Annotated in this window: 30 protein-coding genes and 1 riboswitch; of the genes, 22 read left to right on the plus strand and 8 right to left on the minus strand. The window is 39.9% G+C overall.

Going from position 1 to position 25,479, the window contains the following annotated elements:
* Positions 1 to 247: 247 nt before the first annotated feature.
* The 3 genes from MMB69_RS05455 to MMB69_RS05465 all read left to right on the plus strand — a co-directional run bounded on the left by MMB69_RS05455 (position 248) and on the right by MMB69_RS05465 (position 3,558).
* Positions 248 to 1,642 (plus strand): amino acid permease, encoded by a 1,395-nt coding sequence (locus MMB69_RS05455; RefSeq protein ID WP_013058507.1) that lies wholly within the window; start codon positions 248 to 250, stop codon positions 1,640 to 1,642.
* Positions 1,643 to 1,682: 40 nt separating this feature from the next.
* Positions 1,683 to 3,071: an amino acid permease gene (locus MMB69_RS05460; RefSeq protein ID WP_016765133.1), complete on the plus strand. Its 1,389-nt coding sequence runs from the start codon at positions 1,683 to 1,685 to the stop codon at positions 3,069 to 3,071.
* 373 nt (positions 3,072 to 3,444) lie between these two features.
* Positions 3,445 to 3,558 (plus strand): YjcZ family sporulation protein, encoded by a 114-nt coding sequence (locus MMB69_RS05465; RefSeq protein WP_098999647.1) that lies wholly within the window; start codon positions 3,445 to 3,447, stop codon positions 3,556 to 3,558.
* Between the two features lie 40 nt (positions 3,559 to 3,598).
* Here MMB69_RS05465 and MMB69_RS05470 read toward each other — a convergent pair whose 3' ends face one another.
* Positions 3,599 to 4,273, minus strand: a complete 675-nt coding sequence (locus tag MMB69_RS05470; protein ID WP_221783760.1) for a hypothetical protein — start codon at positions 4,271 to 4,273, stop codon at positions 3,599 to 3,601.
* A gap of 106 nt (positions 4,274 to 4,379) precedes the next feature.
* On the opposite strand from MMB69_RS05470, the gene MMB69_RS05475 reads away from it, so the two are divergent.
* The 4 genes from MMB69_RS05475 to sigH all read left to right on the plus strand — a co-directional run bounded on the left by MMB69_RS05475 (position 4,380) and on the right by sigH (position 6,728).
* Complete coding sequence (locus MMB69_RS05475) at positions 4,380 to 4,931, plus strand: histidine phosphatase family protein (RefSeq protein WP_260506659.1); 552 nt, start codon at positions 4,380 to 4,382, stop codon at positions 4,929 to 4,931.
* 327 nt (positions 4,932 to 5,258) lie between these two features.
* Positions 5,259 to 5,459 (plus strand): cold-shock protein, encoded by a 201-nt coding sequence (locus MMB69_RS05480; RefSeq protein WP_013058502.1) that lies wholly within the window; start codon positions 5,259 to 5,261, stop codon positions 5,457 to 5,459.
* Between the two features lie 77 nt (positions 5,460 to 5,536).
* Complete coding sequence (locus MMB69_RS05485) at positions 5,537 to 5,692, plus strand: DUF3934 family protein (RefSeq protein WP_162837669.1); 156 nt, start codon at positions 5,537 to 5,539, stop codon at positions 5,690 to 5,692.
* Positions 5,693 to 6,077: 385 nt separating this feature from the next.
* Positions 6,078 to 6,728 (plus strand): RNA polymerase sporulation sigma factor SigH, encoded by a 651-nt coding sequence (gene sigH / locus MMB69_RS05490; protein ID WP_013058500.1) that lies wholly within the window; start codon positions 6,078 to 6,080, stop codon positions 6,726 to 6,728.
* Positions 6,729 to 6,749: 21 nt separating this feature from the next.
* Here the strand turns inward: sigH and MMB69_RS05495 are convergent, their stop codons facing one another.
* Positions 6,750 to 7,178 (minus strand): hypothetical protein, encoded by a 429-nt coding sequence (locus MMB69_RS05495; RefSeq protein WP_260506660.1) that lies wholly within the window; start codon positions 7,176 to 7,178, stop codon positions 6,750 to 6,752.
* 253 nt (positions 7,179 to 7,431) lie between these two features.
* Here MMB69_RS05495 and MMB69_RS05500 point away from each other — a divergent pair, with 253 nt between their 5' ends.
* From MMB69_RS05500 to MMB69_RS05510, 3 genes are all read left to right on the plus strand, one after another.
* Positions 7,432 to 7,884 carry a MarR family winged helix-turn-helix transcriptional regulator gene (locus tag MMB69_RS05500; RefSeq protein ID WP_221783764.1) on the plus strand — a complete coding sequence of 151 codons (453 nt, stop codon included), beginning with the start codon at positions 7,432 to 7,434 and terminating at the stop codon, positions 7,882 to 7,884.
* A complete protein-coding gene (locus MMB69_RS05505) occupies positions 7,853 to 9,052 on the plus strand; it encodes an MFS transporter (protein WP_277447296.1) in 1,200 nt (399 codons plus the stop codon). Before MMB69_RS05500 ends, MMB69_RS05505 begins: the two co-directional genes overlap by 32 nt.
* Before the next feature lie 179 nt (positions 9,053 to 9,231).
* Positions 9,232 to 10,482 carry a C40 family peptidase gene (locus tag MMB69_RS05510; RefSeq protein WP_221783767.1) on the plus strand — a complete coding sequence of 417 codons (1,251 nt, stop codon included), beginning with the start codon at positions 9,232 to 9,234 and terminating at the stop codon, positions 10,480 to 10,482.
* 39 nt (positions 10,483 to 10,521) lie between these two features.
* Here MMB69_RS05510 and MMB69_RS05515 read toward each other — a convergent pair whose 3' ends face one another.
* Positions 10,522 to 11,061, minus strand: a complete 540-nt coding sequence (locus MMB69_RS05515) for a DUF2199 domain-containing protein (protein ID WP_264408433.1) — start codon at positions 11,059 to 11,061, stop codon at positions 10,522 to 10,524.
* A 152-nt stretch (positions 11,062 to 11,213) separates the two neighbouring features.
* Between MMB69_RS05515 and MMB69_RS05520 the strand changes: the two genes are divergently transcribed.
* The 4 genes from MMB69_RS05520 (at position 11,214) to MMB69_RS05535 (ending at position 13,554) form a co-directional block, all read left to right on the plus strand.
* Positions 11,214 to 11,879 (plus strand): sigma-70 family RNA polymerase sigma factor, encoded by a 666-nt coding sequence (locus MMB69_RS05520; RefSeq protein WP_277447297.1) that lies wholly within the window; start codon positions 11,214 to 11,216, stop codon positions 11,877 to 11,879.
* Positions 11,880 to 11,908: 29 nt separating this feature from the next.
* Complete coding sequence (gene clpP / locus MMB69_RS05525) at positions 11,909 to 12,490, plus strand: ATP-dependent Clp endopeptidase proteolytic subunit ClpP (RefSeq protein ID WP_221783772.1); 582 nt, start codon at positions 11,909 to 11,911, stop codon at positions 12,488 to 12,490.
* 145 nt (positions 12,491 to 12,635) lie between these two features.
* On the plus strand, positions 12,636 to 13,280 hold the full coding sequence (locus MMB69_RS05530) for a Bax inhibitor-1/YccA family protein (protein ID WP_014458757.1): 645 nt from the start codon (positions 12,636 to 12,638) through the stop codon (positions 13,278 to 13,280).
* A gap of 139 nt (positions 13,281 to 13,419) precedes the next feature.
* Positions 13,420 to 13,554, plus strand: a complete 135-nt coding sequence (locus MMB69_RS05535; RefSeq protein ID WP_255256922.1) for a hypothetical protein — start codon at positions 13,420 to 13,422, stop codon at positions 13,552 to 13,554.
* 83 nt (positions 13,555 to 13,637) lie between these two features.
* Here the strand turns inward: MMB69_RS05535 and MMB69_RS05540 are convergent, their stop codons facing one another.
* The gene (locus MMB69_RS05540) at positions 13,638 to 13,886 is read right to left on the minus strand and encodes a hypothetical protein (RefSeq protein WP_277447298.1); all 249 of its coding nucleotides are present in this window, start codon (positions 13,884 to 13,886) and stop codon (positions 13,638 to 13,640) included.
* Between the two features lie 118 nt (positions 13,887 to 14,004).
* Between MMB69_RS05540 and MMB69_RS05545 the strand changes: the two genes are divergently transcribed.
* Both MMB69_RS05545 and MMB69_RS05550 read left to right on the plus strand, forming a co-directional pair.
* Positions 14,005 to 14,457 carry a hypothetical protein gene (locus MMB69_RS05545; protein WP_264408430.1) on the plus strand — a complete coding sequence of 151 codons (453 nt, stop codon included), beginning with the start codon at positions 14,005 to 14,007 and terminating at the stop codon, positions 14,455 to 14,457.
* A 143-nt stretch (positions 14,458 to 14,600) separates the two neighbouring features.
* Positions 14,601 to 15,278 carry a hypothetical protein gene (locus MMB69_RS05550; RefSeq protein WP_277447299.1) on the plus strand — a complete coding sequence of 226 codons (678 nt, stop codon included), beginning with the start codon at positions 14,601 to 14,603 and terminating at the stop codon, positions 15,276 to 15,278.
* A gap of 335 nt (positions 15,279 to 15,613) precedes the next feature.
* Here MMB69_RS05550 and MMB69_RS05555 read toward each other — a convergent pair whose 3' ends face one another.
* Together MMB69_RS05555 and MMB69_RS05560 are read right to left on the minus strand one after the other, a co-directional pair.
* Positions 15,614 to 16,930, minus strand: coding sequence for a CitMHS family transporter (locus MMB69_RS05555; RefSeq protein WP_277447300.1), 1,317 nt, complete (start codon positions 16,928 to 16,930; stop codon positions 15,614 to 15,616).
* Positions 16,931 to 17,226: 296 nt separating this feature from the next.
* Positions 17,227 to 18,087: a LysR family transcriptional regulator gene (locus tag MMB69_RS05560; protein ID WP_221783778.1), complete on the minus strand. Its 861-nt coding sequence runs from the start codon at positions 18,085 to 18,087 to the stop codon at positions 17,227 to 17,229.
* A 184-nt stretch (positions 18,088 to 18,271) separates the two neighbouring features.
* On the opposite strand from MMB69_RS05560, the gene MMB69_RS05565 reads away from it, so the two are divergent.
* The 3 genes from MMB69_RS05565 (at position 18,272) to MMB69_RS05575 (ending at position 20,998) form a co-directional block, all read left to right on the plus strand.
* A complete protein-coding gene (locus MMB69_RS05565) occupies positions 18,272 to 19,399 on the plus strand; it encodes a 2-methylaconitate cis-trans isomerase PrpF family protein (protein ID WP_264409265.1) in 1,128 nt (375 codons plus the stop codon).
* A 94-nt stretch (positions 19,400 to 19,493) separates the two neighbouring features.
* A complete protein-coding gene (locus MMB69_RS05570; RefSeq protein ID WP_277447301.1) occupies positions 19,494 to 20,159 on the plus strand; it encodes a cyclase family protein in 666 nt (221 codons plus the stop codon).
* Entirely contained in the window at positions 20,156 to 20,998 is an 843-nt protein-coding gene (locus MMB69_RS05575; RefSeq protein ID WP_277447302.1) for a GNAT family N-acetyltransferase, read from the plus strand. Before MMB69_RS05570 ends, MMB69_RS05575 begins: the two co-directional genes overlap by 4 nt.
* Before the next feature lie 27 nt (positions 20,999 to 21,025).
* Here MMB69_RS05575 and MMB69_RS05580 read toward each other — a convergent pair whose 3' ends face one another.
* Positions 21,026 to 21,610 (minus strand): YjgB family protein, encoded by a 585-nt coding sequence (locus tag MMB69_RS05580; protein WP_221783784.1) that lies wholly within the window; start codon positions 21,608 to 21,610, stop codon positions 21,026 to 21,028.
* Positions 21,611 to 21,946: 336 nt separating this feature from the next.
* Between MMB69_RS05580 and MMB69_RS05585 the strand changes: the two genes are divergently transcribed.
* The 3 genes from MMB69_RS05585 to MMB69_RS05595 all read left to right on the plus strand — a co-directional run bounded on the left by MMB69_RS05585 (position 21,947) and on the right by MMB69_RS05595 (position 24,928).
* The gene (locus MMB69_RS05585; RefSeq protein WP_277447303.1) at positions 21,947 to 23,557 is read left to right on the plus strand and encodes a putative polysaccharide biosynthesis protein; all 1,611 of its coding nucleotides are present in this window, start codon (positions 21,947 to 21,949) and stop codon (positions 23,555 to 23,557) included.
* 13 nt (positions 23,558 to 23,570) lie between these two features.
* Positions 23,571 to 23,939, plus strand: a complete 369-nt coding sequence (locus tag MMB69_RS05590; protein WP_221783788.1) for a hypothetical protein — start codon at positions 23,571 to 23,573, stop codon at positions 23,937 to 23,939.
* 144 nt (positions 23,940 to 24,083) lie between these two features.
* Positions 24,084 to 24,190: riboswitch (SAM riboswitch) on the plus strand.
* 75 nt (positions 24,191 to 24,265) lie between these two features.
* A complete protein-coding gene (locus MMB69_RS05595) occupies positions 24,266 to 24,928 on the plus strand; it encodes a sulfite oxidase-like oxidoreductase (protein ID WP_221783837.1) in 663 nt (220 codons plus the stop codon).
* 33 nt (positions 24,929 to 24,961) lie between these two features.
* Here the strand turns inward: MMB69_RS05595 and MMB69_RS05600 are convergent, their stop codons facing one another.
* A complete protein-coding gene (locus MMB69_RS05600) occupies positions 24,962 to 25,474 on the minus strand; it encodes a MogA/MoaB family molybdenum cofactor biosynthesis protein (RefSeq protein WP_221783790.1) in 513 nt (170 codons plus the stop codon).
* Between the last annotated feature and the right edge of the window lie 5 nt (positions 25,475 to 25,479).

Below are 25,479 nucleotides of genomic sequence, written 5' to 3' on the forward strand. Positions count from 1 at the left end.
ATCTTCCTTTCAAAAAAACAATAGACAAAGTTGTTCAAAATAAATTATCATATAATTCGAAAAGTAATTTTGTCGAATGAAGCTATCTTTTGCGTTAAGTGAAGGCTTCATTTGAATGTACAGATAGAGGGAGGGTAGGAAAACGGCAGTTATTTGTCCACAATATTGTAAGGGCTTACATATTTAACGCGCGATGCGAAGAACGTGTAATTCTTTAAATGACGGTTTTTATGAGGAGGATTTTAACATGAGTCATCAACCGCCTGAGTTAAAAAAAGAATTAAAAATTCGACACATAACCATGATTTCTTTAGGAGGAATCATTGGTGCCGGTTTGTTCATTGGAAGCGGATCACTCATTAACGCAGCAGGTCCTGGTTCCATTTTTTCGTACGCGTTTGCCGGTTTGCTGGTGATTTTAGTTATGCGAATGCTGGGGGAAATGTCTACGGCTAATCCTTCAAGTGGATCGTTCGCGACCTATGCGAGAGAAGCTCTTGGGCCGTGGGCTGGCTACACAATCGGCTGGCTGTACTGGTTTTTCTGGGTAATTGTTATTGCTGTTGAAGCGATTGCCGGCTCAACAATTATTCAATATTGGTTTCCATCTCTACCGTCTTGGGGCGTGAGTCTCATCCTGACGTTTTTATTAACACTAACGAACTTATACTCTGTTAAATCATTTGGTGAATTTGAATACTGGTTTTCGCTTATTAAAGTAGTTAGTTTAGTGCTGTTTTTACTTTTAGGAGGAGCGATCATCCTCGGTTTAATACCGGGAGTAGAGTCTCCGGGAGCATCGAACCTTCTTCACAGAGGCGGATTTCTTCCAAATGGAATCAGCTCCGTCTTTTTAGGAGTGGCGATTGTGATGTTTTCTTTTATGGGAACAGAAATTGTCGCAACAGCCGCTGGAGAATCGGCTCAGCCTGAGCGAGCGATCACTATCGCAACAAATACCGTTATTTATCGTATTTTAATTTTTTATCTTGGGTCGATTTTAATCTTAGTAACGATCCTTCCGTGGGATTCTTCAAGCTTGATGAAAAGTCCGTTCGTTTCGATATTAGAGTTGGTAAACGTTCCGGCAGCGGCTCAAATTATGAACTTTATCGTACTGACTGCCGTTTTGTCTTGCTTAAATTCAGGTCTATACACGAGTTCTCGTATGCTTTACTCAATGGCGCAAAAAGGAGACGCGCCGCGCATGTTTTTGAAAGTGAATAAAAAAGGCATTCCGTTCAATGCCATTGTAGGATGTACCGTGATTTCTTACATCAGCGTTGGTTTTAACTATCTTTCACCCGATAAAATCTTTTTATTTTTAGTAAACGCATCGGGAGGCGTAGCGCTTCTTGTGTACCTTGTTATTGCTTTTTCACAGCTTCGCATGAGAAAGAAATACGAAAAAGAAAAGCCGGAAGCCTTAAAAATCAGAATGTGGCTGTTTCCTTATTTAACGTATGGAACGATTGCGGCAATCACAAGTATCTTTATTGCGATGGCATTTATTGATTCACTTCGCACTCAGTTTTATCTCACGCTGCTGATTGCTGTATTTGTGGTATGTTCGTACTTCTTTATGAAAAAGAAAAAAGATGATAGTTCTCTATCAGGACAGGGGAATAAAAGAATTTCTTAATAGAATAGAAAATCATCACGAGGGGCTAGGGGGAAGTAAATTGGCAAACAAAGAGTTAAAAAGAGGGCTTGAATCTCGTCATATCCAAATGATTGCTCTTGGAGGAACGATTGGGGTAGGGTTATTCATGGGTTCAGCAAGCACCATTAAATGGACGGGGCCATCCGTCCTGCTTGCGTATGCTATTTGCGGCGTTTTTATTTTCTTTATTATGCGTGCAATGGGGGAAATGCTTTACTTAGAGCCAAGTACGGGTTCGTTTGCGACATTTGGTCATAAATATATTCATCCGTTAGCTGGTTACATCACGGCTTGGAGCAACTGGTTTCAATGGGTAATTGTCGGCATGGCAGAGATTATTGCAGTCGGAGCTTATATGCAGTACTGGTTCCCGCATTTACCGGCGTGGGTTCCGGGAATTGTCGCCATGGTCATTCTGGGTGGGGCCAATTTAATTTCGGTGAAATCGTTTGGAGAGTTTGAGTTTTGGTTTGCAATGATTAAAATTGTTACGATTGTTCTCATGATTATTGCCGGTCTTGGCCTTATTTTCTTTGGTCTTGGAAACGGCGGCGAAGCGCTTGGTCTGTCGAATTTGTGGGCAAACGGCGGTTTCTTTACAGGCGGATGGTCAGGCTTTTTCTTTGCCCTGTCGCTTGTTATTGCTGCCTATCAAGGAGTAGAGCTTATTGGAATTACAGCAGGAGAAGCAAAAGACCCTAAAAAAACGTTAACAAGTGCAATTCAAAGTTTAATTTGGCGTATTTTAATTTTTTATATCGGCGCCATCTTTGTGATTGTAACGGTGTATCCGTGGAACGAGCTGGATTCGCTTGGCAGTCCTTTTGTCTCTACATTTGCTAAAGTAGGAATTACAGCAGCGGCGGGCATTATCAACTTTGTTGTCATCACAGCGGCAATGTCTGGGTGCAACAGCGGAATTTTTAGTGCGGGACGTATGCTTTACACGCTAGGTGTAAACGGTCAGGCTCCGGCTTTTTTTACAAAGGTTTCTCGAAACGGTGTGCCTATTTATAGTACTGTTGCGGTAATGATTGGCTTAGCTGCGGGCGTTGTCTTAAACTATATTGCACCGCCAAACGTTTTTGTGTACGTGTACAGTGCGAGCGTGCTTCCAGGTATGATTCCGTGGTTTGTGATTCTTATCAGTCAAATTCGTTTTCGAAAAGCAAAAGGAGCGGCGATGGACCAACATCCATTTAAAATGCCTTTTGCTCCTGTGACGAACTACGTAACCATCGCATTTTTACTTATGGTGCTTGTAGGCATGTGGTTTAATGATGAAACGCGCATATCGCTGATTGTCGGCATTATCTTTTTAGCTATTGTTGTGCTGAGCTACTATGTACTAGGTATCGGTAAACGTACGGAAGTACGGTCTTCTGAAAGGCGTAAGCTAGTGAAATAAATGATTTTGTAAGAAAGGCTGAAAAGCGTTTTAGTTTAAGGAGAAGATCCGAACGATGAATGTAACGCGTTCGGATTTTTTTATTGGTATGGTGAACGTAAGTTTCAGCTCATGTATCTTATTTGTTCGTCTTTAGATTGGGTTGATTTAATTATGTCTTAATCTCTTTTGGACAGAGGAGAAGAAGCGAAGTCAGCGCTTTTCTTAGGGTGTTTTCTTCTTTTATTGATGAGGTGCATGGCAAGAAGGAAAAAGAAAAAAGAAAAAACCAGAGTCAAATCGGCGTGTTCAGGCATAAGATAATCCAACTCAAGCGAAATGCAAGCTGCATTTTTCTTGAGGAAAGAGTAAATAAAGAAAAGGAAGTGTTCTTATGTCTGGAAACGCTGGATATGGTCATGGATCTGGTTTTGCTTTATTAGTTGTATTATTTATTTTATTAGTGATCATCGGCTGCAGCTGCTACGGCGGAGGCTTGGGCTGGTAATTCACTCATTTCAAAAGCCCTATAAGGGCTTTTTCTATGCTTATAAATAACGTTTTTTTCCGTTTTGATAAATGTTGATGTGAAAGACGTTTACTTCACTCATAAAGATTTTAGAAGGAAAGTCTGCTGCTTTGACAGATGAAGTGATTTCGACAGTTTGATACGTTTTTGGTTCCAACCTAACAGTATGAAGCTTAGGCTTATTCATCATCACTAAAAAAGGGGTATCTTCTTTAAAATAGGAGCGTTCATCTAGTGCTACTTCAAATGTAATAGGCTTTGAGCTGTGATTTTCAAATGAAAGGTCACAGGTGCCCGTTAATACGGTTTCTTTTTTATTTCTCTCAAATGTACAAATGCTGTTTTCCGCATCGTAAGAAACGGCATACATACCTGGTAATACGGTCTTTTGCATCGCTTCAACCATATGACCAGGACCCGATATGACAATAAACGCAGCTAAAATTGTAAGTTTTAAACGATGCCGATTTAAACTTTTGTAAAGGGCAAAAAGACCAAGTAAAAGTATAATTCCCCACGCATTGCTAGCATATTGAATTCCCGTCATTGTATCTTCATTTCCATAGAGGGGAAGACCTAAAAAAGAAAAGACAGAATGACTGAGCGGCGTTGAGTTAGGAAAAGGGATGTTTAAAATAAAAACAGCTAGTAAAAAGGTGAGTCCTTTTATTAAAAGTGATCGTTCACGAATCATGTGGTTCCTCCTTAGCTATAAATCACGTATCATTATATACTATTATTATCTTATTTTGTAATTAATGGTTATTTTTCTGTGCGTGGAGGGAAGATGAATAAAAACTTTGTTATTAGTTAGGCATTGTGAAGCAGAAGGGCAAGAAGCAAAAGCATCATTGACGGAACAAGGCATACAGCAGGCCCAGCAGTTAATAGGTTATTTGAACAAGCTGAGTTATCCCATTGATAAAATTATTTCAAGTCCGTACAAACGAGCCGTTCAAACAATTGAACCTTATGCAAAAGATACCGGTCTGCCTCTTCATATAAATATAAGGCTAGAAGAAAGGCGTTTAAGCGGACAGCCTCTTTTCAACTGGATAGAAGTATTGAAAAAAACTTTTGATGACATAGACTTTAAGGTAGACGGAGGAGAATCGACGAAAGAAGCCACGGCCCGCGTCTTGGAGCTGCTTGAAGAAGTAATGAATGAAAAAGAGAAAACGACTCTGTTTGTTACGCACGGCAATTTGATGACGTTAATCCTCAGATATTTTGATCCGAAGTTTGGGTTTAGTGAATGGTCGCGTTTAACAAATCCCGATGTATATCAAATTGATCTCCAAAAGAAGAACGTTTCCATTACAAGGCTTTGGAACGAGCAGAAAACAAATTGATGAAATAAAAGATTTTTTGTGCATTTGTGCAGACGATAAGTTTAGCTCAATATAAAAACCTTCTGCCGCATCATAATTCAGAAATGTTGGTAACCTCAAAGCTGCCCCGTAGGCTTTTAGCAGATACATAATTAGGATATAGTCTGTCTTAGAACAGAAACTTGCTATTTCTAAATTGATATGTTACACTAAGGTTAATTATTTTTGTTCGGTATGAAATTGAAAGAAGAGAAATATTCTTCAATAGAAATTTTTATCTGGAAATAGTACGATTGAGCAAGGGTAGTAATATATGCGTGGAATAATTCCACCACTGGAGGAAATAGTATGACTGAAGGTACAGTAAAATGGTTTAATGCAGAAAAAGGTTTCGGTTTCATCGAAATTGAAGGCGGAGAAGATGTATTCGTACATTTCAGCGCAATTCAAGGCGACGGATTCAAATCTTTAGACGAAGGTCAAAAAGTGACTTTCGACATCGAGCAAGGTCAACGCGGTGCACAAGCTGCTAACGTTGTAAAAGCATAATTTTATGCAATCCAAAAAAGACTCCGACTTTGGACGGGGTCTTTTTTTATTGTAGCAAACACGCAGGTAACGGAGGAATACGTATGAGTAAAGCAAAAGGTAAAGGCGGCACGGGGCGAGGCACCGGCAAAAAAGGGTGGAACCGCTGGCAGGCGAGTGCAAAAAAGAAGAAAAATGCGAAGCCTTATAAAAGCAAGGGAACAAAAAATGCTGATAAGCCGGAAGGCAACTAATCCTATATGCGCAGTATCATCTGCAACTTCGACTTACTCTGCTTGAGTAAGTTTATTTAATATGGAATTATTTTTTTATTGCTTTTTTGACAGATTGCTGTCACTATATGAAATAATAAAGTGATTTGTGTGAATTTTCTATAAAAATTGATTTTTTTTGCAAACACTTTCATATTTCGACAACCTTTTTGATTTTTATCGGTTATACTTCTTTATAATAGATTATAGAAAGATGCAGGGGAGCATAAAGTGAGAGAGGAAAGCGACAGTTTACTCTGTACGCTTTTTACGTTTCTGGACCGTATTGCAGTAGCGTCGTAACAAGTAGATCATGCATCAGTTTAGAACACATCAAAACTCAACTAAGTGTAACGGGGGGATATGAGTGAGCGTAGGCATCGTAATTGAAAAAGTTCAAAATTATGCTATGTTAGAAGATCATGTTTTGGTTGAAATGGTTCACAGCGGAGACGAAAAATCATTGGAGTATTTAATCAACAAGTATCAAAATCTTGTGAGGGGTAAAGCAAGAAAATACTTTTTGATTGGTGCTGAAAAAGAAGATATCGTCCAAGAAGGAATGATTGGACTGTACAAAGCAATTCGCGACTTTAATGAAGACAAGCTAACATCTTTTAAAGGTTTTGCGGAGTTATGTATCACAAGACAAATTATTACGGCGATTAAAACGGCTACTCGTCAAAAGCACGGTCCGTTAAATTCGTACATTTCATTGGACAAGCCTCTGTATGATGAAGAATCAAACTATACGCTGATGGATATGATTCCTGGCGATCAAATTGCTAATCCGGAAGCGGTGCTGATTCATCAAGAAAAAGTGGAAGACCGCGAGTTAAAAATTGCGGAAACACTTAGTGAATTGGAAAGAAAAGCATTGACGCTGTATATGGATGGCCATTCATACGCTGAAATTTCGAAAGAATTAAATACGCACGTCAAGTCAATTGACAACGCGCTGCAGCGTATCAAAAGAAAGTTAGGTCGAGACGTAGAAAGCAGACAAGCTATTTCATAATAGGCAAAAAACAGCCGGACCTCAAAGGGGTTTCGGCTCTTTTTCACGGTCTTTTAAAATGTCTTGAATAATTTCAATATGAACAGAAGCCCACGATTGTTCACGGAAATGAAGAAACACGCTTGGAATGAGAATAAAAACATACAGCACGACAAAAATAATCCAAAGCCAGCTGCCGTCTTTAAATAAAAATTGCTGCAGCCGCTGCGAAAATAAAAAAAAGAGCCAAGGCAAGGCAGAAACAAGGATAGGGATGACGCCGGAGCCGTTTTTTTCTTTGGTCATTCGGTAATACACCTTTCGCAAAGTAGCGCTGTCGAGCGTAAGGTAAAGCTGCCGGATTTCTTCCATTTCCGCTAATTCATCAATTTCTTCTGCGTTTTGGTTTTGATGAGCCGCTTTTTTCAATTTAAGGTAGACTTTATGAGCATCGCCGCGCAGTGAAAACATATACCAGCCTCCCGCATATTGTTTCGTCTTCTTTAACAGAGTTTGCAGGTGCATGTAAATATATACAAAAAGTTTCGTGATGCAAAAGAATAAGAAAACAGAAGTGAAAGCGTAAATCATTAGTAGAAAAAGAGAGAAAAAAGCTGGTTTTCGCTCTTTTTAGCCGCCTTTACACATCAAGCAGCAGCACATATACTAATAAAAGAACAATTAGTTACCTAGGTAAATAAAATGAAAAGGTGAGGTGGGAAAAGTGAATAACTTGGTGTTTCATGAGCTTCATCAAAAGTCGAGATTGTCTATTAAAGAAGTAAATGAAGTGTTAAAAGCGTACGGGCTATACAGCTCACAGTATTCAATTTTATTTTGTTTAAAGCGATTCGGCTCAATGACGCAAACGGAGATTTGGCAGTATTTAAATGTCGAAGCGCCAACGGTGACCCGCACGTTAACAAGGCTTGAAAAAAGCGGATGGATCGTTCGAAAAGCAGGCAGTGATAAACGAGAGCGCATCGTTTATTTATCTCCTCAAGCGAAGAAAAAGCTTCCGGAAATTCAGCAAGAAATTGAGCGTTTAGAAGAAAATTTGCTGATTGCTTTATCCGACAGCGAACAAGATCAGCTTATTTCGTTATTAAAGAAAATTTGTAAATCTACAGAAAAGGGTGAAATGAATGAAGAACCAGCAGGAGCCAATCTGGACTAAAAGCTTTATCAGCATTGCAATTACCAACTTTTTTATTTTTGTCGTGTTTTATGCATCGCTAACGCTGCTGCCGATTTATGTATTAGACGCCTTAGAAGGCACGAGTACGCAGGCAGGGCTTGTTGTTACCATCTTTTTATTATCTGCGATTATTGTTAGACCATTTTCAGGGAAAGTCATTGAAAACATTGGAAAGAAAAAAACGCTTGTATTTAGTACCCTCATTTTTGCGCTTTCTTCCTTCTTATATATGTTCATCCACCATTTTAACGTGCTTTTATTACTGCGCTTCTTTCAAGGAATTTCATTCAGCTTAGCAACAACCGTCACCGGAGCGATTGCAGCGGATTTAGTTCCCGCTAAACGACGAGGAGAAGGGCTTGGCTACTTCGGAATGTCAATGAACTTAGCCGTTGTTGCAGGGCCGTTTTTAGCATTAACGCTTCATCAATACATGGCATACAACATTATTTTCCTTGTATTTGGCGTGATTATGCTCGTTGGCTGGCTGTGCGGAATGATGGTCAAAAATCTTCAAGAAAACGCTGCTCCGTCAGTAAAGAAATCATTTTCACTGAGCGATTTGTTTGAAAAGAAATCCATGCCGATTTCATCTGTAGGTATTCTCGTTTCTTTTTCGTATGCAAGTATTATTTCTTTTATTTCTGTGTACGCACAGTCGCTTGGATTGATTAAAACAGCAAGCTTTTTCTTTGTCGTATTCGCAGCTGCGATGCTGATTTCACGACCGTTTACAGGAAGATTATTTGATAAATCTGGACCAAACATTGTGATTATTCCATCGTGTATTGTCTTTGCGATTGGTCTATTTAGCTTAAGCTTTACACATTCTTCTTGGATGCTGCTGTTTTCAGGTGCGTTAGTAGGGCTGGGCTACGGAACGCTGCTTCCTAGCTTCCAAACGCTTGCAATTCAAGCGGCGCCTGCTCACCGAAGCGCATATGCAACTGCCACGTTCTTTACGTTTTATGATAGCGGTATTGCGGTTGGTTCATTTGTATTAGGAATTGCAGCAGGTGCTTTAGGGTATTCAAAACTATACTTTGCGCTTGGTATTTTTGTTCTCTTGATTACACTTTACTACAAGTGGATTGCAAATTTACGTCAAAAACAAAAAGCAGCAAATATCCAAGTGGGCATGAAATAAAAAAGCTCGGCGTAATATGCGCCGAGTTTTTTTATGGATTTTTTACAGGACTTTGGAAGGGAAGCATATTTAAGTCAAAAGGTACTAGCCAATTCTTATCCATCTGCACCATACTTTAACAGAGGAACCATTTACATATAAAACTTCTTGGATGAAATAAAAAACAAAGGAGAACAAAGATGAAAGTAATGAAACCTCTTATGGTCACAGCGTTAGGGCTTAGTCTTGCCACTTTTTATGAAGGCGCTTTTCCTGCAGAAAAAGCTGTGCAAGTACAGGCTGCCACAGATGAAAACGTGATTGCTGACAAAGCAAAAACGTATGAAGGAGCCGATTATACACCTGGAGGAGAGACGCTAAGCGAAGGGTTTGACAGCTCTGGCTTCGTTCAATATGTGTTTAAGCAAGCGCTTGACACAACGCTGCCTCGTTCCGTGAAAGAACAGTCAGAGCTTGGAACAGACGTCGATAAAAACGAGCTGCAGGCAGGCGATGTATTGTTTTTTGACACGGATGAAAACGGTGAAGTGAACGTAGCCGCTATTTATATCGGAGACGATGAGATGATTTATGCATCTTCTTCAGACGGAAAAGTCGTGGTGAAAAACATTTCAAGCAGTGCCTATTGGTCATCACATTTTGCCAAAGCAAAGCGCATTACAGGAGCACCGGAAATTGCAAAAGATAATGAAGTGATTGCAGAAGCGCTAAAACATCTCGGCACGCCATATGTATTTGGAGGCGATTCTCCAACGGACGGTTTTGACTGCTCTGCATTTGTGGCGTATGTATTTCAGCACGCATCGGACGTCTACCTTCCGAGATCAACCGATCAGCAGTGGCAAGTTGGAGAAAAAGTTGCTCGCACAGATTTAAAGCCAGGAGACGTTATCTTTTTTAAAGATACGTATCGTGAAGGGATTTCACACGTCGGCATTTATGCAGGCGGCAATCAGTTTATTCATGCCAAGCGCAGCGAAAATGTGACGGTGGATTACCTGACAAGCAGCTACTGGACGTCTAAGTACGCAGGAGCAAGGCGCTACGATGACTTATCGCTGTCAAAAGACAATCCATTTGTGACGGAATCTCTTAAATATGTAGGAGAAGTACCTTACGCACAAGGTGGGACAAGTCCTTCTACAGGCTTTGATACGGCTGGTTTTGTTCGATACATTTATAAAGAAGCAGCTGGAAAAGACATTCCGCGCTATGCGAGTCAGCAGTGGGAAGCAGGAGAAACCATTTCACAATCTGACTTGAAGCCAGGAGATCTCGTCTTTTTTGAAGGAAGTTCACTTATTCCATCTATCTATATTGGAAATGACTATGTCGTTCACGTATCCACATCTGAGGGTGTGAAAATTACAAACTATAAAGTAGACAGCTACTGGGCGCCTAAATACTACGGAGCAAAGCGCATGCCATAAAGGTAAAAAACCAAGACAGTCTGGGGCTGTCTTGGTTTTTTAATAGGTAGCCAATTGTTTTTGTATGTCTTTGATTCGCTCTAGCGTTATCCCTTCCCGCTGCTCGACGGCTAAAGGATGATCGGTTGGCTCTAACTCGATGAGCGGTCTTGTTCCAACAGGTCTTGTATGCACATTTGTTTTCAAATTTAACGTTTCGGGATAGCCTGGAATTGAAACTGAAAACCATCCGAAATAAGGCGGTTCATTTTCTCTTTTGTCACTTTCCCATAAATCGATCATTCGATGAAAATTTTCTTCGCTTAAAGAAACCCATATGTTCCAAGTGAAAAATTCTTCTTCATTAAGAACAGGAATTTCAACACAGCCTCTTACGAAAAAATGTTCTTGATTCATGATACAAATCTCTGAATATAGTTCAAAGTCGTTTTGTCTTTCATCGTCTGACGCGTCATAATAGTAAAAAGGAGCTTCACTTGTATAGCTCATAGGCAAAGCGGGCTGAGGGTGTTCACAGGTTAAGTCTTTATAGTGAAGTTTTTTCGTTTTCTTCTTGCCATATAATCGTCTTCTTCGCATATAATTTTAGACTCCTCAGATAAAAGTATCTTCATTATAATACAAAAAAACGGCTGCTTAAGCGTATAATGTGTAAAAAAGTTTGATTCCCCGTATCTTTTGAACTTCCTTTAATCGTTTAGTAAATAGAGAGTGCAAAAGGAGTGAAAATCATGTCACATTCAAAAAAAATTGAAACACAAACAGAAAGCTTTAACGATGCCTGCTGGAACGAGCATTACCCAAAATTGCAGCAGTACTGCCGTTTTTTAACGCAAAATGCGTGGGACGGAGACGATATTGCCCAAGAAACGTTTTTAAAAGCTCAGCGATATAAAGGTGAAGAGCACAAGCTATCTTCCGCGCTGTTAAATAAAATTGCGTATCACCACTGGATTGATCTGCTGAGAAAACGAAAGCGTGAAGTAATAGCCGCAGAAGAAGTTTTGGACCAACAAGACGGCAAGCAGGCGTTTGATATGAAAGGATACTCGGTCGAGCTGCTCCTTAGTCAGTTTACGCCAAAGCAAGCGGTTATCTTTTTCTTAAAAGAAGGCTTTCACTATCAGCTAAAAGAAATAGCGTTGATTTTACAAACGTCAGAAACAGCGGTGAAAAGCAATTTACATCGTGCTAAGCAGCGGTTAGAAAAAGGCGGTGAGCCGTTTTCTACAGATTCTTTTTGGGATGAAAAAGAGCGTAAAGAGCTGTCAGAACTGTTTTATAAAACGTTAGAAGCGCAGGACCCAGCACTTTTGATTCGGGCTTTGCCTTCCTTAAAAAGCGTCATTCAAAAACCAACGTATACTCCGACGTGCACTCTCTGCATGGCTGCATAGCCGTATTACGTGTGATAAGGAGGATATATATGAGTACGATTCCATATGTAATTGAACAAAGTAACCGCGGTGAACGTTCGTATGATATTTATTCGAGGCTGTTAAAAGATCGAATTATTTTAATTGGTGATGAAATCAATGATCATATTGCCAACAGCGTGGTCGCGCAGCTGCTGTTTCTTGCGGCAGATGATCCTAAAAAAGATATTTCACTTTATATTAACAGCCCCGGAGGTTCCACTTCAGCAGGGTTTGCGATTTATGATACCATGCAGTACATCGAGCCGGATGTTCAAACGATTTGCACGGGCATGGCCGCTTCTTTTGGCGCACTGCTTCTCCTAGCAGGAGCAAAAGGAAAGCGCTACGCACTTCCGAACAGTGAAGTTATGATTCATCAGCCGCTAGGAGGGGCTAGAGGGCAGGCGACTGAAATTGAAATTAGCGCTCGGCGGATTTTAAAATTGAAGCAGCATATTAATGAAATCATATCAACACGAACGGGACAGCCGGTTGAAAAAGTGGCAAACGATACGGAACGAGATTATTTTATGAGTGCTGAAGAAGCAAAGGAGTATGGAATTATTGACGGTATTCTCTTGCCAAAATAAAGTGGTGACAAAGAAGCATAGGCTGCAGCGTCTATGCTTTTTTGTCTATAAAAATAAGAAAAAAGACCTTAGTATTATCTTTATTTTTCTTTAAAAGGTAGGTATTATATAAAATATAACAGATTTTAGAAAGAAGGTTTTACACATGCAAGAAGTGATTGGAGTAGAGCAGCGGTCTCTGTTTCAAAAAGTATTAGTAACATTTATTTTTTCGTTATTTATTTCAACAGTTGGCTTATATGTAGGTCAATATGTGCCGCCGGCTTATTTCCTTCCGTTAGCGATTGCTGAAATTGTGATGCTGGTTGCCGCATTTATGTTACGAAAGAAAAAAAGCGTAGGATATGGCTTTACATATGCTTTTTCATTTATATCAGGCATCACGCTGTTTCCGATTGTCAGCTACTATGCATCAGTAGCGGGGGCGCAAGTCGTTCTTTATGCGTTTGGAAGCACGTTTGTTATTTTTACGGTGATGGGTGTAATTGGCGCAAAAACAAAAAAAGATCTAGGGTTTTTAGGCAGCTTCCTATTAGTGGCGCTGTTAGCACTAGTCTGTATCAGCATTTTCTCGCTGTTTAGTCCCTTAACAACGCCTGGACTCATGGCATTCTCAGTGATTGGTACCATCGTTTTCTCACTTTACGTGCTGTATGATTTCAATAAAATGAAGCACGGTGAAATTACAGAAGAGCTTGTTCCACTGCTGGCACTATCTCTTTATTTAGACTTTATTAATCTATTCATCAACTTGCTTCGCTTTTTTGGTATTTTAGGCAGCGATGATTAATAAGAAATAGGCTGGGACAAAAGTGTTCTAACTGAAGGGTGATCCGAACGGTGAAGATTCTTGATGGAGAATCAACTTCGTTCGGATTTTTTATTGGTAAGATGAGCGTAGGTGTCATCCATTTAGATGCTTCTAGCTGTTGATTGGAGGGCAAGGCGGAGACTCCTGCGGGAGAAGCGGAATAGGTGAGACCCCGCAGGAGCGGAAGCGACGAGGAGGCTCAGCGGCCGCCCGCGGAAAGCGAAGCCTTGCACGGAAATCAACAGCGGTATAATAAGCAGTCCACCTCATGTATCCAATCTGTTGATCTTTAGATGGGGTTGATGTAGTTATATCACAATCTCTTTTTTGTTTTAGTTATTCTCCGCCATCCCCATCCCCATCTCCATCCTCGCTAACGTCATCCTCTGTTTTTTCATAGTTTGGTCCGGTAGCGTAAGGTTCTTTAAAAAACTTTTCAAGCCACGTGGAGCTTGTAGCGACCGCGCCGTTTTTAGCGTGAATAAATTCACTGATTGTATATATTTCAACGACTTGCTTTCGATATTTCCGAAATAAAAATGCGCTGGCAACAACGCCAATGCTGATGATTATATACGTATTCATGAAATCCTCCTTGTAAAAGGGGTAGTGTAAATCATAATTGTGAAGATTTTTTAATATTTTCTCTTATGGTTATTTTTGGTATTGTGTATTTATGATGAAAAACAAGAGGAGGGGAAGTATGAATAAAGTAGCTGGTACGGCGCTATTATTTTTCTTACTAGTTGGTTGCAACCAAGAAAAGGTAAATGTATCCACACCTAATGATGAACAAGTTCCAGTGTCAGGAAGCATTGTGGTTAATGACAAAGAGTATGAAATGCGAGTAGGAGAATATGAATGGAACGGTGACGATGGTGCGCACATAACCAAAACGGATTCTTACTCACCAAAAGAGGTTGCTAAAGAATTTGATGACCTTACGCTAGAGAAAGATACCAAAGTTAAAATTCTACTAAAAAACAATCCAAAACTTACCGTCTATCAACTAAATCAAAACAATCAAAAAGAAAAAATTACGATAAAAAATAATTATATTGAAGTGTCTTCAAAGAGTGGTTACTATCTTTATGAAGTATCTGGGAAATGGCCTCATGGAAAGGCAACTTATTTATTTGATGTGAATGTAAAATAGCGATCGGATATTTGGGAGTTATAATGAACTGCTATACATGCACGAATCTAAAACAAGTTCGTTTAGTGGTGCGAGCCTTTGAAAAAATGGTAGTATAGAGCAGGTACATAGAGAACGTAAATTTTTTGGAAGGATGCATGTTAGTGGTGAATTTTAAAGAGTTTTTTACTATTTCTTCGTATGAAGTAATGGAGCATTTGAGTCGAAAAGAAAATGGAAAGAATATAGATGAATACGAAGTGCTGTTGTATAACGAAAGCGTCAGTCAAACGGAAAATGTAAAAATCAAATTCAAAAAGACGAACGATGAAATAGAAGTGGAAAAAGTACAAACGCTCTCTTACTTTGATCAACAGCGTCCCAAACACCCCTGTAAGATTTGCGGCAGTGAAGTGATGGTAAAAGAGAACAGCACTGAAGAACTAAATGTTTACGTACACAATTGTTCATTTAACTATGAAGAAATAGAGTGCTGTTTAAGAGAACTAGTACAAAATGAACTTTTACAGGATAGATTTACTCAAGAAGAATTCGACCGGAACTATGGAGTTAACTACCGGGATGACGCTAACCAGCAATATAGCTTTTACGATACCCAGCAAAGAGATACTTTTTACACCATCTTTAACGATAGTGTCTATCACACATCCTACGCAGGACCACAAGAGCTCCGCTGCAAGTTTTGCGGGATGGATGAAGAGCTGCTTGTTGTAGACGGAGCCTTCTATCAAAAATGCTCAGTGCTAACTCCACATACAAATCAAATTATTGATATGATTGAAGCAAGGAAACAAAACGAACCAGACGTAACAAAACGTTGATGAGAGAAAAGTGGGCCGGAGCTTGAGAAGAACATAAAAAAGAAGCTTCCTTTTGAGCGAAAGGAAGCTTATCAAGTTTGTACCTATAGGGTTGAGTGGTGCATAATTAAATGGCTACCGGAATAACCGATGAATCATTAAAGTAAACAACTTCTGAAAGAATGGTGCAGCCTTTCAGGTTTTTGAGCTGAGAAAGGGCTTCTTCTTTGCTATCAAACTCGTACATTCTCATCTCACCTTTTCTGACATAACACGTAATTACATACATTTTAGAAGTACCTCCACCCATCATTTATCAATTTATTAATAAAAAGCCATAACGGCTTTTATTCCTATTAAAATAGTGTAAGTGCGCCTGTGACAATAGCAAGGACAATCAGAACAAGAGACGTTAAAACGGCCCATTTAAATGCAAAGCGCTGATGTTCACCAAGATCAACACCTACCATACCTACAAGTAAGAAAGTAGACGCAACGAGTGGACTTAACAGATGAACAGGTTGTCCGAGTACTGAAGCTCGCGCGATTTCCATCGGATCAATTCCGTAAGAAGCCGCTGTTTCAGCGAATATTGGTAAAACACCGAAGTAATAAGCGTCGTTACTCATCACAAATGTAAACGGCATGCTTGTTAAAGCAACGATTGTCGGTAAAAACGAACCGAGTGAATCAGGAACTAAATGAATTAACAGGCTTGCCATTTCGTCAACCATTTTAGTGCCGGATAGTATTCCTGTAAAAATACCGGCTGCAAAAACAAGGGCTGCAACGGTTAGTGCGTTGCCTGCATGAGCCATTAAACGTTCTTTTTGATCCTCAAGTTTTGGATAGTTAATCATAAGAGCAAGCGCAAAACCAATCATAAATAAAACAGAAACGGACCAAATACCAGAAACTAATACGACCATAAGTGCAATGGTTAAAGCTAAGTTAATCCAGATTTTTTTAGGCTGTGTAATATCTTCTTGAGAAGTCAAAGACGCGTCTTCAGCAAAAGCAAGCGAGCTTTTTAATTCAAACTGCTCGATGTCAATAGCACCAAGTCGTCTGCGCTCTTTTTTTCCAAGAATATAGCCCGTAAAAATCACCCACAAAGCTCCGCCAATTAACGTGGGAAGAAGTGGAATAAAGAAATCTGATGCATCGAGATGAAGGGCAACAATCGCACGAGTAGCCGGTCCTCCCCAAGGCGTCATGCTGCTCATAATACTAAGAGAAAGCATCGCAACCGTCGTTAACACTAACGGACTCATATTCAGGCGTTTATAAAGTGGAAGAAGAGCAGAAACCGTAATCATATAAGTGGTTGTGCCGTCTCCGTCTAGTGCAACTAAAAGCGATAGAAGAGCGGTTCCGATGACGATTTTAAGCGGATCGCCTTTTACGATTTTTAACAGCTGCTTAATTAATGGATCAAACAGGCCGGCATCAATCATAACCCCGAAATATAAGATGGCGAACAGCAGCATCGCAGCTGACGGAGCTACTTGTTTTAATCCTTCTAGCATCATGTCTCCGACGCCTTTGCCAAACCCTCCAATCACGGCAAAAAGAAGTGGAATGACCATTAAAGCTACGATAGGAGACATCCTTTTTGACATAATGAGATACGTAAAGACAATAATCATTGTAAAACCTAGTAGTGCTAGCATTCAAACAACCTCCTTTATTTTCCCTCTTTTCTCTGAAAGCGTTTTCTTTTAGAGTAAAAAAACGTGACTAACATCTCTCATCCCCATGTATGAGTCGTAGTTTGATTATTAAGAATTTTTAAAGCCGCTCTTTACTCCCGCTGATGTTTCTTGTTTTCATGTTAGTACATTTTTAAAAATAAAGGAAATATAGGTTTTTTTAGAAAGTTCATAAAAAATTTTTATAATAGTAGTCTAGAAAAAAGCTTGGTCCAAAAGGGAGGTTCTTCCAAGACGCAAACTTTTTAGCTTTTGGTTTATTTTTCACTTAGCTTTAAAAAGTCAATAAATGCTTTCACGACCGATAAATTCAAGTAAGAAGGATCATACATGAGCCACGTGTTTCGAAGCAAAGGTGATTCATCTCGGTACGAAAGTCCGTATGTATATAAGTTGTCGCTGGAGTGAAGGCAAATTTCAGGTAAAATTGCAAAGCCTAAATCATTTTTGACCATTTCTTTGGCCGTTTCTTGCCGGTCAACTTCCATTGCCACAAACGGAGGCTCTGAAAACTTGTCATGCCACCAGTCTTGAATGAGATCTTTTAGCGACGTATCGGTTTTATAGTTAATATAAGGCAAGTTCGGCAAGTCATTGATCGCAATCTCTTTTTTCGAAATTAAGCAGAGCCGTTCTTTCGTCAGCAGTGATTTTTCTCCGTTCCACGGGTAATTGCCTCGTAAAATACCAACGTGCACACGCGAAGAGTCTAATAGGTTCATAACTTGCGTACTCCAGCCCGTATTGACGCTGAACTGTACATTTGGGTAGTGAAGAGAAAATTGTTTTAAAATCTTTGGGAGTTTATGCTGTGCAAAGTTACTCGATACTCCTAAGCGAAGCGTGCCCGTAACGGTTTCGCTCATATTACGCATGCTGTCTTTTGTTTCCTGCAGCTGCTTCCACATATTTTCCGCATAGCGAACGAGATGCTCACCTTCAGATGTAAACTCAATTCCTTTTTTCGTTTTGAAAAAAAGCGTCACGCCAAATTCTTCTTCAAGATTTTTAAGGCGGTAGCTTAAAGAAGGCTGCGATACGTAGAGTCTTTCAGCCGTTCGCGTAATGTTCTTTTCTTCATGAAGCGTTTTAATTAATATCCAATCTTTTTGATCCATCCTAATTCCCCCTTGTATTTAGATTATAAAAAAATTTTTAAAAAGACAATAAATTTTATGTATTTTACTTATGACCACCTCTATTATACGATAAATGGCAAATGAACCGGTTCTAAATAGTAAAAAAATAAAATGGTTTGATGAACGCCTCGGCGTTTGTTAGTAGGGGAGAAAGGTGATTAAGATGACGCGTATTCCTGTAACGGTTATGAGAGGTGGAACGAGTAAAGGGGTCTTTATTAATCATGAAGAAATGCCTGTAAACAAATCGGATTGGGAACCGTTTTTGCTAGATATAATGGGAAGTCCGGATCAACGTCAAATTGACGGGCTGGGCGGAGCCAATTCGCTGACGAGTAAAATCGCGATTATTAAAAAATCAGATTTAGAGAAAGCTGACGTAGATTACACGTTTGCGCAGGTCAGCATCAGCGAATCCCTCGTTGATTTTAAAGGAAACTGCGGCAATATCTCCTCAGCAGTCGGACCTTATGCAATTGAACAAGGACTTGTACAAGCTGTGGAACCCGTGACTAAAGTGCGGATCTATAATACAAATACCAAAAAAGTAATCGTAGCGGAAGTAGAAGTAGAAAACGGGAAAGTGAAAACAGAAGGATCGTGTATGATTCCTGGAGTGCCAGGTACGGGTTCACCCATTTATCTTTCGTTTGAAAACGGAGAAGGAGCCGTTACCGGAAAACTGCTTCCGACCGGGAACGCTATTGATCTTCTGCAAACATCCATCGGGACAGTAAAAGCATCAATTGTTGATGTAGGAAATCCGCTTGTATTTGTGAAAGCAGCGGATATTGGCCTAAAGGGAACAGAACTTCCGCATGAATACACGGAAAAACAGCTGAAGCTATTTGAAGAAATTCGCTCCATTGCAGCGGAAAAAGCGGGGCTTGCACCTCGAGACAAAGCAACTAAACTATCACCAGCTGTTCCGAAAATGACTATTATTTCTCCTCCAATGGACCACCGTGACGGAACTGGAAGAGAAAAATCTGCTTCTCAAATGGACGTATTAATTCGCATGATGTCGATGCAAAAACCGCATCAAACGCTTGCGATTACAGGAGCGATTTGTACGACAGCAGCTATTTATACAAAAGGCACGCTTCTGTCAGAAATGGTTCAACTAAAAGGCGATACTGTTCGACTTGCTCATCCGATGGGAATTATGGAAACCAGCGTGGATGCAAAGGATGGACAGGTTAAAGGAATCAAAGTAGTGCGTACAGCCCGCCTTATTTTTGAAGGGTTTGTTTACACAAAGCATACGTACGATGTGTGTTTATCAAGTTAGTAACGTTCTCTAAAAAAAGCTCTTTCTAGGAAACTAGGAAGAGCTTTTTTATGTTAGAATATTTTTACTGAATATTGAAAAAGCCGGTGAAGGTATGAAGAAAAGAACGTATATTGATCTAAGCCACATCATTGAAGACGGAGTTATCACACATAAAGGCTTGCCAGCACCGATCATTTGCGACTATTTAAGCCGAGAAGAGTCTAGAAAGCTTTATGAACCAGGGACTGAATTTCAAATCGGTAAAGTTGAAATGATCACGAATACAGGTACATATATTGACGTGCCGTTTCATAGATACAAAGACGGAACTGATTTAGCTCAAACGGCTATTGATAAAACAGCCGGACTGGAAGGAATAGTCGTTTCAGTCGATCCGACTTTAACGGCTATTGATGAATCTCACTTTCAACATATAGACGTAAAAGGCAAAGCAGTATTAATTCACACGGGATGGGATCGCTACTGGAATACAGATGATTATTTAGAAAACCATCCATACTTAACGGAAAGCGCGGCAGCTTATTTAGTGTCTCAACAGCCGGCTCTTGTTGGAATTGATTCGATGAATATTGACGATACAAAAGGAAAAGCAAGACCAGCTCATACGCTGCTGTTAGGAGCGGACATTGTAATTGCTGAACACTTATGTCACTTAGATCAACTAACGGGGTCCTTTTTATTTTACGCCGTGCCTCCTAAAATAAAAGGAGCCGGAACGTTTCCGGTAAGAGCATTTGCGGAGGTAGAAAGAAAATGATCCAGTTACATAGATATAGAGAAGTGCAGGAATTTAAAAACCAAGTAGAGCCGCTTTTATCAAAGAATGAAGTTCTTCATAACTTAGCGCTCGGCATTTTACACAGCTTAAATGAAAGCAGCAAACCAAATTTTATGGGTGTTATTTTAAAAGACCGCCGTGCTGCGCTTGTGTTACTGCAAACCCATCCTAAGCAAATCATCCTGTCTCAAATACAGAAGCTAACGGAGGGTGAACTAAGCCAAGCGGTGGAGCTGTTACAAGAAATCGACATACCTGGCTTAGTTGGAGAAAGACAAACGCTTTTATATCTTTCTCAAAAACTAGCAGCGCTAAAAAATCAAAAAGCTTCTTTAAAAATGGATCAGCGCATTTACCGGTTAGACAAAGTAAAAAAAGCTGCGGAAGCGGACGGAGTGCTGGTAAAAGCAAGGTTGGAGCATCTTCCGCTCGTGACAGAATGGATTTGGGAGTTTATGGGCGTCATTGGAGAGCCTGTATCAAAGGAACAAGCTGCCAAAACAGGAGAAGCTTTTATTAAAGCAGAACGGCTATTTTTATGGGAAGTGAACGGCAAGTATGTGTCGATTGCCAATGCTACGCGTCCAACGACTCATAACATTACGATTAACTTTGTATACACGCCGCGGGAAGAACGTAAAAAAGGCTATGCCTCAAGCTGTGTGTCCACACTTTCTCAGCTTATGCTAGACGAAGGGTTTCAAACAACAAGCCTATACACAGATATGACAAATCCTACGTCTAACAAGATTTATATGGAGATTGGGTATGAACACGTAGCCGATTCCGCCTTAGTTTTATTTCATGAAAAAAAGTAGCAGCCTGTCTGCTACTTTTTCTATTACTTAAGGTTTTTTAACTAAATTAACGTGATTTAATGTTTTGCTATCATCAAAAATAAATTCAAGATCATAGGCGCCGGCGTGATAGGTGTACTTCGTTTGAGTCGTACCATCACCTTTTACTTTGCTTGTAAAGTTCGGCTGACCTAATTCTTTCTTTAAGTTAGCTTGCGTGATGGACCCTAGATTTGTTTGACGCTCTACATTCGTACCAAAATAGCGAATTTCGTTGATGACGTTATTTTGGTCATAGCCAAATGCGTATCCAGGATGACCCATTTCCGCATGATAGTAGTCAAAGTTATTTGATGAACCTTCAGGTGGAGGACCAAACTGATCTCGAACATCTTGACGCAGGGTTTTGCCAATTTTAAAGTCTGCTGTTAATCGCGGCACTTCACCTTTTACTGCGGCGTTATAAATTTCGTTGATATTTTTTACAGCTGTTTGACTTTGACTGCTTGCTTCTTGAGATGTAGCTGCGTGGGCTGGTGTATCAAACTGAGCGACAGGAGCAAATCCAAACGCAGCAATTCCTGTAATCGTTGCAGCAGCAGCTGCTTTTGATAGTCGTTGTTTCATTTTCATGATTTTTTCCTCCTATATATAACGATTTAGCAACCTCAGTCTACCTAAAAGAGAAGGTAGGCCAGAATAGTCAAGGAGTCTTAGTTGAGTTGGTAACTGATATATATATATAATGTAACACGTCTTTTAGAATGTAAACGTCAGGTAAAGCAAAAAGCAGAAAACGATTCATTTATCATAGGGGAAAAGAGTGGTTTATATTCCTTTATTAGGTAAAAAAACGTAATATGAAGAAGGTTCTAATGCTTTATAAAAAACTGGATAATAATTGTAATTATGATACAATAAATCAAGTATTTGTTAAAAATATAATATCTATTTCTGGAGTTTTGATGTATGGAAAAAAATTTGATGAGAGGTACGCTTTTATTAACAGCGTCTTCTTTGTTAACAAAGATTTTAGGCTTTATTTATATTATTCCTTTCACAGCCTTAGTGGGAACGTCAGGTTATGCACTTTATAAGTATGCATACGGTCCATATACATTGATGCTAAGCTTGTCGACAATGGGTCTTCCGCTTGCTGTTTCTAAGTATGTATCGAAATATAACGGTCTTGGAAACTACCGTGCGGGACAAGATCTGTTAAAAGCAGGACTTCTATTAATGACGATAACGGGCATAATAGGTTTCTTAGTCCTCTATACGATGGCACCGTGGCTCGCTGAACTAGTTATTAACGGAAAAGATTCCTCAGGAAATAGTCAAAAAGACGTAGTGTACGTCATCCGAATGGTAAGCTTTGCTTTAATTATTATCCCGCCTATGAGTCTATTACGAGGCTACTTTCAAGGTAACCAGTCTATGGGACCGTCCGCGCTAAGTACAATTATTGAACAAATAGTGCGAGTGTTGTTCATTTTAGTAGGAGCATACGCTGTTATTCACCTTTTTCATAGCACAATGACAAAAGCTGTTGGAATCGGTACGTTTGGAGCGTTTATTGGAGGCGTAGGGGGAATTGGGATTCTTGGAGCGGTTTATTTGAAGCGCAAGCGGTTGATTATAAAAGAAGTGAACAGCGGAAAGAATAATAAATCCGTTCCGTTCTCTTTAATGTTCAAAGAGCTTGTGACGTACGCTGTTCCGTTTGTATTAGTTGGTTTAGCTATTCCTATCTATCAAAATATTGATACGTTTACGATTAACATGCTTTTTCAATCAATAGGATATGGACAAGCTAAGGCTGAAACGATTAACTCCGTCATTGGATTAGCGCAAATTTTGGTGATGGTGCCGGTATCGTTAGCGACTGCCTTCAGCATGTCGCTAATTCCGGGCATTACATCTTCTTTTGTGCAAAGAAATTTACGGGAAGTAAAAGGAAAGATTACAAAAACGCTGCAGCTGCTGTTGTTTTTTACTCTTCCTGCTGCGGTAGGGCTTTGTTTATTGGGTAAGCCGGTATATATGATGATTTTTGGAGCGAAAAACAGTCCTGAAATCGGTGGAGTTGTTTTACAATGGTATGCGCCTGCTGCGATTCTTTTTGCTCTTTTTACCGTAACAGCCGCCATTCTCCAAGGAATTAATCAACAAAAGAAGCTAATTTTAGGCTTGGGCTTAGGAATTGTTGTGAAGATAGTATTAAACGTACTGTTGGTTTCAAGCTTAAAAGAAATTGGACCGGTTGTCGCGACTTACGGAGGGTATGGTGTATCGGTTATATATAACTTCTATTTAATTGAAAAATCTATTTCTTACCGAGTTCAATCACTGGGACAAGCTGCGTTGACACCTGTTTTATTAGTAAGTGTGATGTCAGCCGCTGTGATTATCGGCAATTATACTTCTCACTATTTTTTAGAAAATAAGCTGTCTGCATCTTCACTTGCGATTAGCACATCTTGTATTTCAATTGCTTTAGGTGCTGTCGTGTATCTAGGACTTGGCGTCAAAACAAGTTTAGGGCAATCTGTTGTATTAAATAGAAGAAAAAGAATGTAAGGGAGAGAAAGAAGTGTCAAAACGATTCTTACTAACCGTAGCCGCTGGAGGAGGTATCATAATCTTCGGCGCGCTGGTGCTACTAAACTGGGAAAAGATGTTTGGAGACTACCGTCCCATTCAAACGGCAAAAGCCGTATTCAAATTAGAAGTGGGAAGTCAAGATGTAGAAGAGACTACGGATTCAGATGATGCTCTTCACTATATGGTGAAAAAAGGACATTTAGATGAATATATTCATATGATGAACGAAAAAGGCTATGTGTTAAAAGAAAAAGATATTGATCATAACCGACTTGTTTTTAACGATGGACAAGAGGATGAGCAAATTTACTACAAGCGCTTTGCTAGGAAGTATACGATGATTGATGGAGAAGGGTAAAGGCTTTATATGGTATTTTAGTAGACTAAAACCTTATAACCCTATCTGTTTTTAAAGTTTTTTGGCGAAAAAGAAAAATAATATTGACAATTATGACAAAAAGCTTAATACTGACTTTATTACATAAAACAAATACAATTTGTTTCCTTATCAAGAGAGGTGGAGGGACTGGCCCTGTGAAACCCGGCAACCGCTGTCTATGACAGAATGGTGCCAAATCCTTAAGAGTGTATCGCTCTTAGAGATAAGGAAGAAGCTGAAACAAAGCTCTTCCTTATTTATTTAAGGAAGGGCTTTTTATGTACAAAAAACAACGAGGTGATTATTTGAACAAAGCAGACCGTATTAAACGAATGAAAACACCAGAAATTGATCCAAAGTATGAAGGACGAGTGCCTCCGGGGCAAGTAGTGACAGAGCGCTTTCCTATTTTGCATGAAGGCGACGTGCCGGAGTATAACTTAGAGGAGTGGACGCTTCGCGTGTTTGGGTTGGTAGACAAAGAAGTGACGCTTTCGTATCAAGATATATTGAACATGCCGCAAACAACGGTGAAATGTGATATTCACTGCGTAACGAGATGGACAAGACTTGATAATGAATTTACGGGCGTGCTGTTTACAGACTTTTTAAAAGCAGTTGGCGTGGAGTTGAAAAGTAAATACATCATGCTGCACGGAGATAATGACTATACGTCAAATATTGAAGTAAAAGATTTACTGAGAGCCGATATTCTTCTCGCTCATTCCTTTAACGGAGAGCCGCTTACAGCTAAGCACGGATATCCGCTGCGATTGGTTGTTCCGCATTTGTACTTTTGGAAAAGTGTTAAATGGCTTCGAGGCTTTGAAGCTATTGATGAAAATCATCCTGGCTTTTGGGAGCAAAACGGCTTTCATCTTAGAGGAGATCCGTTTAAAGAAGAGCGTTTTTCTGGAGAAGATTTAGGCATTCCAGAAGATGAGTGGGTACATAAAGACTATGATTAATAAAAATGCCTATGCACGCGCATAGGCATTTTGTCAGCGCTGGCGGTTTAATTCCCACACAACGTGGCGAAGTTCAGGCAAAATCAGTTTGGTCATAGCTAGACGAACAGCACCGCTTGATCCTGGTGTAGAAAAAACGGCTTTTTCGTTAATCGTCCCGGCAATTGCCCGGCTCATAATCGCTGCGCTGCCAATGTCTTCGGTGTAGCTCAGCATGCGAAACAGCTCGCCAAACCCAACGATTTCTTTATGAATCAGCGCTTGAACGGCTTCAATCGTAACGTCTCGTTTTGTAATGCCAGTCCCGCCGTTTGTGAGAACAACGTCAATGTCCTCATCACTGCATCCGGCAAGTATCGCTTGTTGAATCGACGTTTGGTCGTCTTTTACAATTTCATAGGAAGCGACTTGCATGTCATGTTCTTTCAGAAGTTGGATCATCAGCGCACCGCTTTTATCGGTTTCTTTTGTACGTGTGTCGGATACCGTAATGACTTTGCAGCGAACGGGCTGAGTTGCTTTAGATTTATGTTCATGTACGCTCATTATGT

This window comes from Priestia sp. P5 (assembly GCF_029522155.1).
Classification (GTDB): domain Bacteria; phylum Bacillota; class Bacilli; order Bacillales; family Bacillaceae_H; genus Priestia; species Priestia megaterium_E.

Bases quoted from the DNA above. Each gene is read 5' to 3' on its own strand.
- MMB69_RS05455 (WP_013058507.1), top strand. From the start codon at position 248: ATGAGTCATCAACCGCCTGAGTTAAAAAAAGAATTAAAAATTCGACAC.
- MMB69_RS05465 (WP_098999647.1), top strand. From the start codon at position 3,445: ATGTCTGGAAACGCTGGATATGGTCATGGATCTGGTTTTGCTTTATTA.
- MMB69_RS05470 (WP_221783760.1), bottom strand. From the start codon at position 4,273: ATGATTCGTGAACGATCACTTTTAATAAAAGGACTCACCTTTTTACTA.
- MMB69_RS05480 (WP_013058502.1), top strand. From the start codon at position 5,259: ATGACTGAAGGTACAGTAAAATGGTTTAATGCAGAAAAAGGTTTCGGT.
- MMB69_RS05495 (WP_260506660.1), bottom strand. From the start codon at position 7,178: ATGTTTTCACTGCGCGGCGATGCTCATAAAGTCTACCTTAAATTGAAA.
- MMB69_RS05505 (WP_277447296.1), top strand. From the start codon at position 7,853: ATGAAGAACCAGCAGGAGCCAATCTGGACTAAAAGCTTTATCAGCATT.
- MMB69_RS05510 (WP_221783767.1), top strand. From the start codon at position 9,232: ATGAAAGTAATGAAACCTCTTATGGTCACAGCGTTAGGGCTTAGTCTT.
- MMB69_RS05515 (WP_264408433.1), bottom strand. From the start codon at position 11,061: ATGCGAAGAAGACGATTATATGGCAAGAAGAAAACGAAAAAACTTCAC.
- MMB69_RS05520 (WP_277447297.1), top strand. From the start codon at position 11,214: ATGTCACATTCAAAAAAAATTGAAACACAAACAGAAAGCTTTAACGAT.
- clpP (WP_221783772.1), top strand. From the start codon at position 11,909: ATGAGTACGATTCCATATGTAATTGAACAAAGTAACCGCGGTGAACGT.
- MMB69_RS05530 (WP_014458757.1), top strand. From the start codon at position 12,636: ATGCAAGAAGTGATTGGAGTAGAGCAGCGGTCTCTGTTTCAAAAAGTA.
- MMB69_RS05540 (WP_277447298.1), bottom strand. From the start codon at position 13,886: ATGAATACGTATATAATCATCAGCATTGGCGTTGTTGCCAGCGCATTT.
- MMB69_RS05545 (WP_264408430.1), top strand. From the start codon at position 14,005: ATGAATAAAGTAGCTGGTACGGCGCTATTATTTTTCTTACTAGTTGGT.
- MMB69_RS05555 (WP_277447300.1), bottom strand. From the start codon at position 16,930: ATGCTAGCACTACTAGGTTTTACAATGATTATTGTCTTTACGTATCTC.
- MMB69_RS05560 (WP_221783778.1), bottom strand. From the start codon at position 18,087: ATGGATCAAAAAGATTGGATATTAATTAAAACGCTTCATGAAGAAAAG.
- MMB69_RS05565 (WP_264409265.1), top strand. From the start codon at position 18,272: ATGACGCGTATTCCTGTAACGGTTATGAGAGGTGGAACGAGTAAAGGG.
- MMB69_RS05570 (WP_277447301.1), top strand. From the start codon at position 19,494: ATGAAGAAAAGAACGTATATTGATCTAAGCCACATCATTGAAGACGGA.
- MMB69_RS05575 (WP_277447302.1), top strand. From the start codon at position 20,156: ATGATCCAGTTACATAGATATAGAGAAGTGCAGGAATTTAAAAACCAA.
- MMB69_RS05580 (WP_221783784.1), bottom strand. From the start codon at position 21,610: ATGAAAATGAAACAACGACTATCAAAAGCAGCTGCTGCTGCAACGATT.
- MMB69_RS05585 (WP_277447303.1), top strand. From the start codon at position 21,947: ATGGAAAAAAATTTGATGAGAGGTACGCTTTTATTAACAGCGTCTTCT.
- MMB69_RS05600 (WP_221783790.1), bottom strand. From the start codon at position 25,474: ATGAGCGTACATGAACATAAATCTAAAGCAACTCAGCCCGTTCGCTGC.